This is a genomic window from Lwoffella lincolnii (assembly GCF_002014765.1).
GTDB lineage: Bacteria > Pseudomonadota > Gammaproteobacteria > Pseudomonadales > Moraxellaceae > Psychrobacter > Psychrobacter lincolnii.
In genome coordinates, this window is record NZ_MUYT01000008.1 from 13,921 (window position 1) to 29,668 (window position 15,748).

Annotated in this window: 13 protein-coding genes; 3 read left to right on the forward strand and 10 right to left on the reverse strand. The window is 44.0% G+C overall.

All coding sequences use genetic code 11. The features are described 5' to 3' along the window. Positions 1–223: 223 nt before the first annotated feature. On the forward strand, positions 224–1,573 hold the full coding sequence (locus B0682_RS06600) for an AI-2E family transporter (protein WP_240494908.1): 1,350 nt from the start codon (positions 224–226) through the stop codon (positions 1,571–1,573). A gap of 88 nt (positions 1,574–1,661) precedes the next feature. Here the strand turns inward: B0682_RS06600 and pnp are convergent, their stop codons facing one another. The 4 genes from pnp to B0682_RS06615 form a co-directional block, all read right to left on the reverse strand. Next, positions 1,662–3,767, reverse strand: coding sequence for a polyribonucleotide nucleotidyltransferase (gene pnp / locus B0682_RS06605; protein ID WP_078307635.1), 2,106 nt, complete (start codon positions 3,765–3,767; stop codon positions 1,662–1,664). Positions 3,768–4,121: 354 nt separating this feature from the next. Continuing rightward, entirely contained in the window at positions 4,122–4,391 is a 270-nt protein-coding gene (gene rpsO, locus B0682_RS06610) for a 30S ribosomal protein S15 (RefSeq protein ID WP_078307781.1), read from the reverse strand. 213 nt (positions 4,392–4,604) lie between these two features. After that, entirely contained in the window at positions 4,605–4,760 is a 156-nt protein-coding gene (locus tag B0682_RS09515; protein WP_158077877.1) for a hypothetical protein, read from the reverse strand. Positions 4,761–4,878: 118 nt separating this feature from the next. Beyond that, the gene (locus B0682_RS06615) at positions 4,879–5,406 is read right to left on the reverse strand and encodes a type 1 glutamine amidotransferase domain-containing protein (RefSeq protein ID WP_078307637.1); all 528 of its coding nucleotides are present in this window, start codon (positions 5,404–5,406) and stop codon (positions 4,879–4,881) included. A 264-nt stretch (positions 5,407–5,670) separates the two neighbouring features. Here B0682_RS06615 and uvrC point away from each other — a divergent pair, with 264 nt between their 5' ends. Further along, the gene (gene uvrC / locus B0682_RS06620) at positions 5,671–7,545 is read left to right on the forward strand and encodes an excinuclease ABC subunit UvrC (RefSeq protein WP_078307638.1); all 1,875 of its coding nucleotides are present in this window, start codon (positions 5,671–5,673) and stop codon (positions 7,543–7,545) included. A 271-nt stretch (positions 7,546–7,816) separates the two neighbouring features. On the opposite strand, the gene B0682_RS06625 is transcribed toward uvrC, so the two are convergent. The 6 genes from B0682_RS06625 to B0682_RS06650 all read right to left on the reverse strand — a co-directional run bounded on the left by B0682_RS06625 (position 7,817) and on the right by B0682_RS06650 (position 14,555). After that, positions 7,817–8,236, reverse strand: coding sequence for a response regulator (locus B0682_RS06625; RefSeq protein ID WP_143823316.1), 420 nt, complete (start codon positions 8,234–8,236; stop codon positions 7,817–7,819). Positions 8,237–8,453: 217 nt separating this feature from the next. Then, positions 8,454–9,827, reverse strand: a complete 1,374-nt coding sequence (fabF, locus tag B0682_RS06630; protein ID WP_078307641.1) for a beta-ketoacyl-ACP synthase II — start codon at positions 9,825–9,827, stop codon at positions 8,454–8,456. A gap of 158 nt (positions 9,828–9,985) precedes the next feature. Then, positions 9,986–11,500 carry an anhydro-N-acetylmuramic acid kinase gene (locus B0682_RS06635; RefSeq protein ID WP_276206629.1) on the reverse strand — a complete coding sequence of 505 codons (1,515 nt, stop codon included), beginning with the start codon at positions 11,498–11,500 and terminating at the stop codon, positions 9,986–9,988. 18 nt (positions 11,501–11,518) lie between these two features. Beyond that, a complete protein-coding gene (locus tag B0682_RS06640; RefSeq protein ID WP_205760114.1) occupies positions 11,519–12,013 on the reverse strand; it encodes a hypothetical protein in 495 nt (164 codons plus the stop codon). 324 nt (positions 12,014–12,337) lie between these two features. Continuing rightward, positions 12,338–13,702, reverse strand: a complete 1,365-nt coding sequence (hemA, locus tag B0682_RS06645; protein WP_078307643.1) for a glutamyl-tRNA reductase — start codon at positions 13,700–13,702, stop codon at positions 12,338–12,340. 94 nt (positions 13,703–13,796) lie between these two features. Beyond that, positions 13,797–14,555, reverse strand: coding sequence for a TSUP family transporter (locus B0682_RS06650; RefSeq protein WP_078307645.1), 759 nt, complete (start codon positions 14,553–14,555; stop codon positions 13,797–13,799). Between the two features lie 706 nt (positions 14,556–15,261). Between B0682_RS06650 and B0682_RS06655 the strand changes: the two genes are divergently transcribed. Continuing rightward, complete coding sequence (locus tag B0682_RS06655) at positions 15,262–15,630, forward strand: MliC family protein (RefSeq protein ID WP_078307646.1); 369 nt, start codon at positions 15,262–15,264, stop codon at positions 15,628–15,630. Positions 15,631–15,748: the final 118 nt, after the last annotated feature.

Here is a 15,748-nt window from a genome sequence, read left to right on the forward strand (position 1 = left end):
TTAGTTTTTCATGGTTGGTTTCTTGCAAAACCCATCTGTTGATGACTGTAAATGGTTTATACTAACAAAAAAAAATGACCGATGATATGGCATTGTATGGGACATTGTATGGTATGGGGCATTGTATGGCATTATGCCTCTGGTGTTACATGCGACATCTTTACATGGTCTGCACATGATTTGCACATCGTCTATCGGCAAAAACACCCAAAGGATAAAAAACATGTCAACCGATGACTTATCAACTGATGATGACCATAGGGCAAACAACGCACCAAGCACCAAACCAACCAAAAATGAAACAGGCAAACATAAAATAGGCAAACAATCGCCCATACAAGAACAGTTGACCCCCTCTTTGATGAACGCCCAACCACATTTGATGATGTTGGTGGGTTTTTTACTGCTTTTAGGGTTAAGTTTTGTTTATTTAACCAATGTTTGGCTGATTGTGTTTGCAGGGATTTTGCTTGCAGTGCTGATATTAAGCCTTGCTGATATGATAAAAAAAATCCCCATCATTGGTGATGGATTTGCCAAGTTACCTCATAAACTGTCCGTAGGCATGGTGGTGGTGTCATTGTTTGCCAGTTTATTGGGCATGGCGTATTTATTTGGTGATAAACTTGTGTCACAGTTAGATGAGCTACAACAGGCTCTGCCCACCGCCATAAATAAGCTTAAAGCTTATCTGGAGAACATGCCCATCATCAATGATTGGCTACAAAATAACATAGACACCACGGACATCAGTGAGCAACCCATCGATGCCATGATACAGTCGATGTCAAGCTTATTGCCCACATCATTTTCAGGTTCTGTGGCAAGCTGGTTACAGCATACGCCTGATTTGATTGGTGGCATGTTAGGGGCCATCACCACATTCATGGCGATTGTCATGATGGGCTTATTTTTTGCCATCTCACCATCTGTCTATAGTCGAGCCTTTTTACGAATGATACCACAGGATAAACGTCCAAAAGGCAAATACTTGCTGACTCGCTCAAACGAAGCATTAAAACGGTGGCTATTAGGACAGTTATTGACCATGAGCTTTGTTGGGGTGTTCACCGCTTTGGCATTGCATGTCATGGGCGTACCATTTGCAATGGCGTTGGGTTTTTTAACTTTTTTATTGGATTTTATCCCTGTTTTAGGTCCTTTTTTAGCAGGCGTGCCTATTTTATTGGTCACTTTACTGTTCACTCCTGACATGATTATCTGGGTCATGGTGCTTTTGGTGGTGATTCAACAAGTTGAAAGTATGGCAGTATCGCCTTTGGTGCAGAGTCGTTTGGTGGATTTGCCACCTGTGACTTTATTGGCATCACAGCTTATCATGGGGGCGTTTACGGGCATTTTAGGCGTGGCATTGGCAACGCCTTTGATGGTATTGACCATCGTATGGGTGCAGGTATTATATGTGAAATTTGTGTTAAAAGATTATGGGGTCATCATTTTGGGTCAATCAAAAGATGACATCATGGCAGACCCTTATAATGCTTTACCAGACCATGAGCTTAGAGTCGATGAGATTAAAATAGACATGACTTATGTGGATATGAAAAAATGATAAAACCACACTCATCAAAGGCGTGGTTTTACCAAAAGACAGCTTGATTAAACACAAGCTTTATTAAGCATAAGTAAGTTAAATCCGTTTAATCCTGTTCAATGCCTTTCATGGTCAATTTAATACGCCCACGGTTATCCACATCTTGCACCAAGACTTTAATCGTTTGCCCCTCTGACAGGTGGTCAGAGACATTTTCGATGCGGTCATCGCTGATTTGTGAGATGTGTACCAAACCGTCAGTATTGGGCAAAATGGTGACAAACGCCCCAAAATCCACCACACGGGCTACTGTGCCTTCATAGACTTTGCCCACTTCCACTTCAGCAGTCAATGCTTCAATCTCACGTATGGCGGCTTTGGTGGCGGCTTTGTTTTCACCAAAGATACGGATAGTACCGTCATCTTCAATGTCAATCACTGCCCCTGTGTTTTCGGTTAAGGCACGAATGGTTGCCCCACCCTTACCTATCACGTCACGAATTTTATCTGGGTTGATGTCCATCACCGCATAGTTAGGAGCATGAGCATTGATTTCTTTTCGGCTGGTCGAAATGACTTCATTCATCGCATTTAAGATATGAATGCGACCTGCATGGGCTTGTTTAAGCGCCTGTTCCATGATATCAGCGGTAATGCCCTCAATTTTAATGTCCATCTGCAAGGCAGTGATGCCGTCTTTTGAACCTGCCACTTTAAAATCCATGTCACCCAAATGGTCTTCATCACCTAAGATGTCTGACAACACAGCAAAGCGATCACCTTCTTTAACCAGACCCATGGCAATACCAGCAACTGGGGCTTTTAATGGCACACCAGCGTCCATCAACGCAAGCGATGCACCACACACAGATGCCATTGACGATGAGCCGTTAGATTCAGTGATTTCTGATACCACACGGATAACATAAGGGAAGCGGTCACTGTCTGGCAACATGGCTTGCACACCACGGCGAGCCAAGCGACCATGACCGATTTCACGGCGTTTTGGCCCACTTTCACGCCCTGTTTCACCCACCGAAAAATGCGGAAAATTATAATGTAGCATAAAGTGGTCTTGCTTAGTGCCAGCCAATGTGTCCACCAAATTGACATCACGGCTATTGCCCAAGGTGGTGGTTACCAAAGCTTGCGTCTCACCACGGGTAAACAACGCAGAGCCATGGGTATAGGGCAACACCCCCACTTGAATATCCAATGCCCGCACCGTATCCAACTCACGACCATCAATGCGAGGTTTACCAGACAAAATATTATCACGCACCGTACGGTATTTTAACTCTTCAAACAACTCTTTGACTTGGGCTTCTTTATCAGCGAAACCATCAGCGTTACCATCACCTGCCAAAGCATCAATGGCAGCCTGCTTGATGTCATCAAGTTTGGTATGGCGGTCTTGTTTATCAGAGATGCCATAAGCTTCCGCTACTTGGCTGGCAAATCGCTCTTTGATGATGCCATCAGCCAAAGCTTTATCAAACTCTGGGGCAGTGAATATTTGCTTGGTTGTGCCCATCTCTTCTGCCAATGCCACGATGTTATCGATGACAATTTGTTGTTGTTGATGACCGTATAATACCGCACCGAGCATTTGGTCTTCTGACAGCTCTTTGGCTTCTGACTCAACCATTAACACAGCAGATTTTGTGCCTGCCACCACAAGGTCTAAATCACTGGTTTTGAGTTGTTCATGGCTTGGGTTGAGCACGTATTCACCATCAATAAAACCCACACGAGCAGCACCAATCGGACCATTAAACGGCGCATCAGAAATTGCCAACGCCGCTGACGCACCAATCATCGCTGCGATGTCAGCGTCTTGCTTTTTGTCAGATGAAATGACGGTGGCAGTGATTTGGATTTCATTGACATAACCTTCTGGAAATAAAGGACGTATGGGCCGATCAATCAAGCGTGATGTTAACGTTTCCATCTCGCTTGGACGACCTTCACGCTTGCCATAGCCACCAGGAATTTTACCAACAGCGTACATTTTTTCTTGATAGTTGACAGTCAAGGGAAAAAAGTCCTGCCCTTCTTTGGCATCGGCTTTGACCACCACTGCAACCAACACACTCACGCCACCCATGTGTACCAACACAGAATTGGCTTGACGAGCGATGCGACCAGTTTCTAAAACAACTTGTTGATTGCCATATTGAAATTCACGAGTAAAGGTATGAAACATTGACATAATTTTTCCTAAAATGATGAATAAAAAGTATCAGATGCGTTCTGCTTGCAACGCTGGGTTATGAGTTTAAGGCGATTGCCTTCTTGTTTATGGCTTATGGTTTATGGCATGTTTGCATGGCGATGAATCCACTGGCAGCCTCTAACGGTTGTCCGTCTGTGTCCAAACGCCCAAGCGTTAGAAGCCGTCTTATCACACACTCACACAAACAGCGTATGAACACATGCCACAGTTATTTTACAGGGAATCACAATGTTTGACCAACCTGCTGTCAAAAAAATTAGCCAACAAAAAACGGCAAGCCATCAGTTGCCGTTTTTTGTTAAATAATAACCCACTTAAATCATTAAAAAATTAACGACGCAAGCCCAATTGACCAATCAAAGTGGCATAGCGGTCAGCATCTTTACGCTTTAGGTAGTCAAGCAATTTGCGACGTTGGTTAACCATTCGAATCAAACCACGACGGCTGTGGTGGTCGGCTTTATGCTCTTTAAAATGGTCTTGCAAGTCATTGATGCGAGCAGACAGCAAAGCCACTTGCACTTCTGGTGAACCAGTGTCATTTTCACCACGTTGATATTGAGCAATGATTTGCTGACGGTCAGTATTGGTAAGCATGATATTCTCCTGCAATGCTAGGTTAGATACAGGTCATCCCTGCATTACTAGAGATGACTTAAACCAAAGATAATTTAAACCAAAGATGTCTAAACAAAGACGCCTAAAGACGGCGAATGATAACAAAAAAGCATTGGAATGACCAGTGCTTTTTGGCTTTTTGTTAACGATGCTTTATTATGATAAAGCCCCATGATGACGATGACAGTGGGTTATCTATTTATCCACTTTTTGTTCTGCCATATTTTCGGCGATGTCATCAGCAGTGCCATCGGTCAAGTTATCTTCAACTTGGTTTTCAAGCCCTGCTATTTGTGAAGGTGATTTTTGTTGTTCAAATTTGTTGTCGTTTGGATTGGATTGTCCCATCATACATTCCTCTTTTGTGATATTTGTGATAGATATTTTCAATGATAGATGATAAATAAATAATTGGTGATAGGCATTAAGGCATGGTGATGCCATACCATTAAACTGATGTCATGACAGCTTAAGCCGTTAACGCTTTATCAATGGCATCAACAAAATCATCGATGTCATTGGGATTGCGTGAAGTGATGATTTGACCATCTACCTGCACAGATTCATCGACAAAAGTCGCCCCAGCATTGACCAAATCTGTCTTCACCGATTGATAAGCGGTCAGCGTTTTGCCTTTTGCAATTCCTGTATCAATCAATGCCCAAGCAGCATGACAAATGGCAGCTAACGGCTTGTTTGTGGCATAAAAATCTTTAATCAATTGCTTGGCAACATCGTTATGGCGTAAAGTATCTGAGTTAACCGTACCACCTGGCAAGACCAAAGCATCATAACTGACAATATCTGCATCTTTAGCAAACAAATCAGCAGTAAAGGTTTGGGATTTATCAACATCGCCTTGCATGGCTTGAACTTGCTTGCTATCGTTGGTTGTGATTAAGGTGGTTTGGTGTCCTTTTTGCTCAAGTTTATTTTTAACTTCGTCGTATTCTGATTGTTCAAAATGATTGTGTAATAAAAAAGCAATGTGGCTCATGTTTCGTCCTTAATGAATGGTTGTTAACTTAAGTCAAACCCATACTAGCGTAATCACTCATCGATTACCGTCAATGGCTTGAAATAAAATGTGTGCAAACGTAACAAGTGTGATGATTTGTGAATTTTTTGGTTGGCGAGTGATGGCAATGCCCCTATACTAGATAACCCACACCAGATAAAATGAACCAGATGAACTCTTTATACTGGATAAGACAAATCACCCCCAACATACAAAACAACATCTTAAAAACGTCTTAAAAACATGACACAACCGACAAAACCTACGCCCCCTTATTCAATCGTCTCTTCAACTGCCACTCCAAAAGCACGCCTTGCTTATCTGACACACTTGATTAAACGCTTACCAAATTTGCCTGGCGTTTATAAAATGCTCGATAAGCATGGCGGTGTTTTGTATGTGGGCAAAGCAAAATCGTTAAAAAACCGAGTCAACAGCTACTTTGCTAAGACCATTGACCACCCTAAAACACGGGCATTGGTCAGTCGCATTCACGACATCGAGACACTCATCACCCGTGGTGAGACAGAAGCCTTATTGCTTGAGCAAAATCTCATCAAAGAACACCGCCCACCTTATAATGTGGTGCTAAGAGATGATAAATCTTATCTGTATGTGTTCATCTCTGCCGATAAGCCTTATCCCCGTTTGGCATACGGCCGTGGCAAGGGCAATCACCAAAAAGGGCGATTTTTTGGTCCTTTTCCATCTGCTCATGCCGCTAAAGAAACCTTGATGATGATGAAAAAAATGTTTCAGATGCGTCAATGCACCAATACTTTTTTTCGTCAACGCCAACGCCCTTGCCTTGAATATCAAATCAAACGTTGTAAAGCCCCTTGTGTGGGGTTAGTAAGCCCAGAAGAATACGCCGATGACGTACAAAATACCATTCGGTTTTTAAATGGTGAATCCAGTGATGTCCATGACACTTTAATCACAAAAATGGAGACGGCCGCCAATGCCTTAAACTTTGAGCAAGCAGCCAGCTACCGTAATCAGCTGTCCATGTTAAGAGAAGTGCAAGCCCGTCAAGCCGTCTATACCATATCAGGGGAAGCGGACATCATGGCAATCATCACCAAGGCGGGCATTGTCTGCGTCAATGTGCTGACCGTCAGAAATGGGCGAGTGCTTGGTGGTAAAAACTACTTTCCTGATTTGAACAGTCAAAATGACATTGCAGAGAATTTATCTGAATTTCTGTTGTCATTTTATTTTCAAGTCAGTGATGACCTGCCAGCAGAACTGATTTTAAGCCACATTTTACCCAACCAATCAGCGGTACAAGAAGCATTAATGACCCATTTTAACAGCAAAGTCATTATCAAAACTGCCGTGCGAGAACACCGTGCCGAATGGCTTGAATTGGCTAAAATCAATGTTAATAACGCCATTAAAACCAAATTAGGCGACTATCTGGAGCTAAATACTCGCTTCGCTCACTTAAAAGAAGCCTTAGCAGAAGTGAGCAGTCGGTCCATTGAACGCATCGAGTGCTTTGACATTTCACACACCATGGGGGAAGCAACCATTGCCAGTTGTGTGGTTTGCGACACTGGCGGATTGCGTCAACGAGATTATCGTCAATACGCCATTCATGGCATTCAAGGCGGTGATGATTATGCCGCCATGACCCAAGCCCTAAACCGTCGTTACAAAAAACACCCCCTACCTGACATGCTGTTGATAGATGGTGGCAAAGGGCAATTAAATATGGCAAAAAATGTGCTAAAAGAGCTGGGCAAGTTATCAGACACACTGCTTGTGGGGATTGCTAAGGGTGAAGGGCGTAAGGCAGGGCTGGAAGTGTTACACTTTATCGACCATGCACCATTAGATTTACCTGCCGACAGCAAGGCGTTGCACTTGATTATGCACATTCGAGATGAAGCCCACCGCTTTGCCATCACCGCTCACCGAAAAAAACGAGACAAGCGACGTAGCAGTTCAGTATTAGAAGCCATTCCTGGATTGGGAGAAAAACGGCGGCGGGATTTGTTAAATCACTTTGGTGGTATGCAAAAACTGCTGGGAGCATCACAGCAAGAATTGGTGGCGGTTAAAGGCATTGGCGATGTGCTTGCCAGCACCATTTATAAGGTGTTGCATGAATGAATGACATCAAAAACGTCCTTGATTGCTGATGCCAATGGTAATGGTAATGAAACGTTGCTCGTCATCGTCAAACCGATTATCCGCCATGGTAAATTCGTTATTATTCAAAAATACCGAACTTACTTTAGTAAAGTAATCCCATGTTTTTGCATGACTTATGATGGTTTGTCGCTATCCCATATTACGACCCCATGATTACGACCCCATGCAAAATTTAATCCGAATAAAGCCATTGTTACCGTTGGCATAACAGACACCCAGATTTAAAAAATCAAGTTGACCCTTGCCTTTTTACTTCTTCTGTTACCCATGCTTTTAGGTCTTTAGATATCAGCGATAAAGTCTCTGCCAAATAATCATCAATGCTCATCTCAAGCGACTGTATCAGCTTTTTTTGCTTATCAGACAAACCAAAGTCATCTTGTTCGCCATCACTTTGGCAAGCAAGCTTAATGGGTTCTGGCATTACCGCTGTCATACTGGCACGCAATTTTTGCTTGGCATCTTGTAAATACAACGCTTCGATGTGGGCAGTGAGATTGCTTTGGCTAAACTTAAAATCTGCCAAATCAACATCAGGGTTCAATAAGGTAACAATGTCATCTAACTCTTGATAAATGGCAACTCTCACCGTGTCAGGAATCTGTGACCAACGCTGACGAAATTGTGTAGAAAACGAAAAACCCGACATAAACCAATCACCCACTTAAAATGACTTAAATGACTTAATTGTGAAGCTTAACTATGAACGTTGTTTAACAAACATTTTTAAACGCAATCTAATCATTGGTGATTAGATTGCGTCATTATCATAGCTTGCCTTTTGGTAACTGACAACCGAAAAAATCAGTCCAGTGCTGTCAACAATGTTCATCACCATCTTTCTAATCATGTTGTTTCCATGACTGTCATGCACCAAGCCATTTTGCCAACACAAGAGAGCCATTTGTACCCCCAAAACCAAAACTGTTGGAGATGGCGTATTGTAAGTTTTGTACCGCCCTTGCGGTATGGGCAATATGGTCTAAAGCACACTTAGGATCAGGGTTATCTAGGTTAATGGTTGGTGGCAATTGTTGGTCTTGTAAGGCTTTAACGGTGGCAATGGCTTCAACCACCCCTGCCGCTCCAAGTAGATGTCCAGTCATGGATTTGGTAGAACTGACCGCAGGCATTCGTTCACACTGAGAAAAAACACTGGCGATGGCTTGACTTTCTGCCACATCACCCACTGGAGTACTCGTGCCATGAGCGTTGATATAACCTATTTGATAAGGTTCAATGCCCGCATCGTTGAGTGCTGCCATCATGGCTCGAGAAGCACCTTCGCCATTGTCTGGTGGCGCGGTAATGTGGCTGGCATCATCACTCATGCCAAATCCTGCCACTTCTGCCAAGATGACGGCTCCCCTAGTCTTAGCATGGGCAAGGCTTTCTAATACCATTGCTCCTGCTCCGTCCGACAGCACAAAACCATCTCTCCCAACATCAAACGGACGGCTGGCACAAGTCGGTTCATCATTACGAGTTGATAAGGCGTGCATGGCAGCAAACCCTGACATACCCACAGGCGTAGAAGCTTTTTCACTGCCCCCCACCACCATCACATCAGCATCACCATAAGCAATTAGCCGTGCTGCCACACCGATGGCATGGGTTGATGTGGTGCAAGCGGTCGATGTGGCAAGATTTGCCCCTTTTAAACCAAATTGAATGGCAACCAAACCCGCTGGCATATTGACAATCGAACCTGGAATGACGAAGGGGGAGACTTTTTTTGCACCTTTGTCAGCTAAGGTTAGGCTGGTGTCTTCTATCGTACCAACACCACCAATCCCAGAGCCAAACACCACCCCCACTCGATGAGCATCTGCCCCCACCAAACGAGCTGTTTTAAAATCATCTGTTTGGTCAAGCAATCCTGCATCTGCCAACGCCATGGCACAGCTTGCTAACCCATAGTGCATAAAAGTGTCATAACGTCTGGCATCTTTGCTGGTCATGTACTCATGCACATTAAAATCAATCACCGTACCAGCAATTTGTGAACGAAAATCGCTGACATCAAAATGCTCAATACGGCGAATGCCACTTTTACCTGCCAGCATGGCTTGCCAGGTGTCTGCCACCGAATTTCCTAATGGCGTGATTGCCCCCATGCCTGTGATGACCACTCGCTGATGGTCAGGACGTTGATGGTGTGGCAAGCGGTGTGGAGCGTTGCCAGTGGTGTTGATGTTATGGTTATCTGCTGCATTAAAATTGGTGTGGTCGATGCTCATACATTATCCATTAAATTGACTGTCCATTAAATTGACTATCCGTTAAATTGACTGATGCGGTCTGATGCTCTTTATCATAACACGCCCCCAGAAAAAACGCATCAGTTTACGAATGTAAACTTAAAAAATCCCATGCCATGACAATGCACTTGACCCAATCACGCAAAACACACTTGCCCCAACACCACTGCTTTTTTTGCCCCTGTAACGCTGGGCAAATTGCCTGTCTGTCCCATCAGCGTCTGCCTAGCAAGCCACGCAAAGGCAGTTGCTTCTACCCATATGGGCGGTAAGCCCAACTGCTCGGTACTGACGATTTTGCCACCAAGCAACTGCGGTATGTGCGACGCCATACGCAAAAGCAAATAATCATTATATGCCCCACCACCACAAGCAAAGACAGCCACTGGCGTGGTATCAGATGGCACGCTGGTCTTTTGAGTATTGGAATTTTGAGTATTGGGCTTGTGAATGCGGTTGATTTCGTTAGCGACACTGATGGCAGTCAACTCAGTTAAAGTATTTTGCACATCAGCAGGAGAATATCGCACATCGGGGTAATGTTGAGCAAAAGTTTGTAACTCATCATCTAACCATGGCAAATGAAACTCTTCTCGCCCTGTGCTTTTAGGAGTGGGTTTGGCAAAGTATTCATGGGCAAGCAGTTGCTTAAGCAATGGTTCAATTAATTTGCCTGATTGAGCAAACTGACCACCTGCATCATAACTGACATCACTGTGGCGAGCCACCCAAGCATCTAACAACAAATTGGCAGGACCTGTGTCATAGCCATAAGCAACCTGCCCCAGTTTCAGCGGTGGCAAAACGGTGATATTGGCGATGCCACCTAAGTTAACCAGTACCCGCCACTGCTCATCATCAGCAAACATGGCATGGTGAAAGGCTGGCACAAGCGGTGCTCCTTGCCCACCGACCGCCATATCACGGCGGCGAAAATCACTCACCACATTGATGCCTGTCCGTTCTGCCAAAACATTGGCATCCATTAATTGGGTACTAAAGCCAAGTCGTGGACGGTGGCGTACCGTCTGCCCGTGACAACCAATCGCCATGACGGCATTGGCAATGTCATCATCAACACAGCCATCATTGACGTTATTGATATTATGTTTATGGTCATGACCATCATACGCTTGGATTTGCCTTTGGGCTTTATCTAGCAAAGTCTGAACCAACTTACTGGTCTGCTCAGCATATGTTCGGCTTGCCCACCCTGCCCAATCCAACTCACTTAAAGCATCGATATCAACATCAGCCAAATAATCACCTAATGACTTCTTTTTTGGCAACATGGTTTGTGTTAGTGTGGTTTGCGTTAGCGTGGTTTGTGTGAACATGGTCATGTCCACTGGCGGTATTTGCTTAAGCTTATTGGCAAGTTGAACACAACCATTGGGCTGACATAAAGCAAGCAACACTTGCCGTAAGGGTTTGGGGAAACCCATGCTATGACTGGCAATCAGCCTAACCGCTGATTTGGTTGGCAAGCTTGTGATTGATGAGCTGGCGATGGCTTTGGTTTGTTCAGTTTGCTCAGATATGAACTGCACCAACACCGCATCCATCGCATCTAGGCTTGTGCCAGACATAATGCCAATATACAAACCATCAGCACACAGGTTTTTATTTAACTGCTTCAAACGCTCATTCAATCCAAACTCAATCCAAGATTACAAAGGTTTGACACCTTGACCAATGCCCCAAGATTGACTGCGTGAGCTATTTTCAGTAAATTCATAGTCATGAACAACGCCACGCTGATTGATATAAATAATCAAAATTTGTTCTTGTTTGCGAGCAGTAACCGCATTTTCAGATAACGCACCGCCGATACCAGCCCCTGCCACGGTTGCTAAAGCTTGACCTGAGCCACCACCAACTTGATAACCCAACACCCCACCAAGCAACGTACCACCTGCACCTGCCAAGCTTTTCATGATTTGTGAGCTATTATCGTAACGATAAATCAAGCGTGTCAGACCGTTGCTAAGGCGTTGTTTTTCCACAGGTTCACCAAACATTTGGCGAATTTGTCCTTCGCTGGTTACTCCTTTATGAATCGATGTGATTTGTTGGGCAGTCATTTGTATGCCATGCGTAACACTGCATGCAGTTAATTGAAATAATCCCAAAGTCATCACCAGCATCATCACTTTTTTATTCATATTCATTCCCATCAAATCAGTTGACAATCAATTAACGACAATTAATTAACATTAGTAGCTAACATTCTAACATTGTGGCGTGTGGATTAATCCATTCCCATCACCAACCAAAGACTTTTAGCCATCATCGTATGGTACATTAACCACCATCATAAGACAAGATAAGACCATTAAGAATGCTGACAAGCAACAATCACCCATAAAACAATCACCCATAAATAGCCATAAACAATAAAATCAAAACAACACAGTAAAAACAACGCATTTCAGTCAAGTGGCTTCAATCTTGATATTATTTACTTGATGTTATTTAGATGTTTTTTGCTAAGATGATGGGGGGCGATAAGCCGTTTTTAGGGTTCTGACGACATCATTTAGAAGTTGGTCATCACCTTGTTCTGCCATGTGTCGCATCAGTTTTGATGGGGCATGGGTGAGGGTTTGGGTAAGGCGTTGGCTAAAATCGGTGAGTACGTCTTCGGCGGTGGTGTTGCTTTGCTTTAGTTGGATAAGGGCTTGCTTTAGTAAGGTTTGAGCGTGTTGCTCTGCCATTTGACGATAGGTGTGAATGTCTGAGCCAACACGACGCACCGATAACCGCCGTTCAATGTCCAGCACCAACTGCGACACCAGCATCTCAGCATCAACAGCGGCTTGACGACGTTGTTCTAGGTTACCTGCGATGACATGCTGTAAGTCATCAACTGAATATAAGTAGATGTCATCAAGTAAACTGACTCGCTCATCAATGTCTCTAGGGACAGCCAAATCGACCATAAGAATGGGGCGATGTCGCCTTATCTTTAGGGCTTGTTGAGTCATGGATAAATCAATGAGCGTGTGCATACTGCCACTACAACTGCTGACAATGTCCGCTTGTGCCAAGCCATTTGCCAATGCGGTCAATGGCTGTGCGTCTATTTGGCAATGTGGGGCAATGCTTGCCAGCTCATCTGCCAACAGCTTGGCATTGTCAACACTGCGGTTACAAATGATGATACGCTGTACACCCAAACCTGCAATATGACTGGCAACCAAACGATTCATTTCCCCTGCTGCCACCACCAGTAAGGTACATTTGGACACATCATGAAATATCTGCATTGCCAGTTTGGCGGCGGCAAACCCTAAGGTAACGGCTTGTGAGCCAACTTGGGTGTTATGGCGGACATTTTTGGCTGCCCAAAACACTTGGTCAGCAAGCCAACCAAAAGCACTGCTGACATATCCAAGCTCAAGTGATTGGCTAACAGCTTGCTTAATCTGCCCCAATATCTGCGGTTCGCCCAATATCATCGAATCTAGCCCAGCACTGACTCGTATCCAATGGGTCATGGCTTGGGTATTTTTGTGGCTGTACAAATAGGGGCTTAAACTTGTGAGTGATATGCCTTTATAATCTGCCAACCATTGATAGATGGCGTTTAGGGTTTGGGTTAGCCATGCGTCGTTGATTCTATTCACTTGATTGGCTTGATTGCTGGTTTGGTTATTGGGGCTTATGTGGTTTGGCTCTTTGGCAAGGGCATAAATCTCAGTGCGGTTGCAAGTGGAGACAATAACGCTGGCGGCGGTGATGCCAGACAGTTGTGCCAAAGCTGTTGGCATGTCGTCAGAGGCAAACGCCAATTTTTCACGCAAAGCAATGGGAGCAGTTTTATGATTGACACCAACGACCACAAGTTTCATGTATAACAGAACCGATAATTAACCGTTTAAGGGTTTATGATTAAATAAACGGCATATTATAGCATTGATAACGCCCCATGTTCATAAGCGATGTTCACGAGTCAAAAAAGACGTATTTACTCAGCATCGCCAAACACATAAGCACAATCACGGGGCGGATAAGTTTACCACCACCTTTAACAACCATGTGTGAGCCAAAATACGCCCCGATACTTTGCCCCAAAATCATGGCAAGCCCCACTTTCCATAGGACATTTCCCCCCACAATAAAAAACATCAATGAAGCGGTGTTGGTTGCCAAATTCAACACCTTAGCCGTCCCAGTTGCCACGATGATGTGTCGTCCACGCAACGCCACATTGCCAAGAGCAAAAAACATGCCCGTGCCTGGACCGACATAACCGTCATACATGCCAATGATTGGCGTTATGATGCGTTGCCATGTGCTTTCACTGATTTTTGGTTGGGGCTCGACATCACCAAGACTTGGGGCAAACAAGGTATAAATGCCAATGACAGCAATCAAAAACGGAATGAGCGTCTTTAACCGCTCTGGCGATGACAATTGAACGGCCATCGTGCCTAAGCTTGAGCCGATAAAGGCGGCGATGATGGCAATCGTCAGCTCTTTTGGCTTCACCATGCCTTTTTTTATCATGGTGATGGACGCTGCCAACGCCCCTGAAGTGGCTTGCAGTTTGTTTGTTCCCAACGTCATCACAGGCGGTACATTGGCAAGCAATAATGCAGGAATGGTCAGCAAGCCACCACCGCCAGCAATGGCATCAATAAATCCTGCCATACCTGCCACCATCACCAATGCCAATATCATTTCTATCGACATGTCTACCATTCTATCGACATGTCTACCATGCAAACTTATCCCGTAAAGCCACTGGCTTAAATTAAAAGTTCTTTAATATCATATCTTTTATTAAAATGTCTTCATAAAAGTGCTTTAAAAAGCATTACGCTTTTATTACATTTAGCTACAGTTAATTACCTAAATTAGGTTTAACATACAACCATGTTTGTTTAACTCATCGTGCGTAATTCTCCACCCATAATCTTTGATTTAGGTGGAGATGTAAGCACAGGCGACCTAATCAGGGCGTTGTTGTTTTTCGATGTCATAGACACTAAATAAAAACAATGCTAAATTATACCCATATTTCAAAAAGTTAGCCGTTGCTCGTATTCATGAAAAAGTACGCAACCAGCATTTAGACTGACACCATATAAACACCATAAATTCACGCATAAACTGATTTGCGAAAACCAAGCTACCAGTCATGCACTTTAAGATTTGGGTGTAAAAAACATGGTAAAGAACCATAAAAAGCAAGCGTTAGCTGATGCACTAGGACTTAGTGTTGTATAAAGAGTTCTCTCATGCCGATACTATTCAGCGATGGTGGCATGACGAAAGGTAGCAACTCAATCTAAGCTTGGGTTGTTATGGGTCGCAAAGATTCCCCCATCATAACCGCTAGGTTTGGTGGTGGGAGTATGTCAATCATAAACAACGTTAACCAACAACTTTAATCATTGAGGTCATTATGATGAAAAACTTAACCAAACTTATCATCGCCACCCCTGCGGTTGCTTTATTAGCCGCTTGTGCCACCACGCCACCTGTTGCCACCACGGTTGGTCAAATAGAAAGTTTCACTTGTGAAAACGACGCTAACGTCAACGCTCAATATGCCACCAATGGCGACTGGGCAAACCTGACCATCACCATGCCAGAGCTAGGCTTAGACAATCAAGCCGTTACTTTAAAAAATGCCGTTACTGCCAGTGGCATGCGTTTTGTCAATGACACCAACCCCAACTCTACTTATGAGTGGCACACCAAAGGCGACATAGGCATTTTAAGCATCGTTGCCACTGATGGCAACGAGTACTCAGTCTCTTGTCAAAAATAGCCTTATGGTAAAACCTTATGGTAAAAATAGCTTCTTGGCAAAAATAAGCCAAAAGCAATGACTGATAAAGCCCTAGCCAAGTGTGGTTAGGGCTTTTTTTACCATAACGTTGAGACGA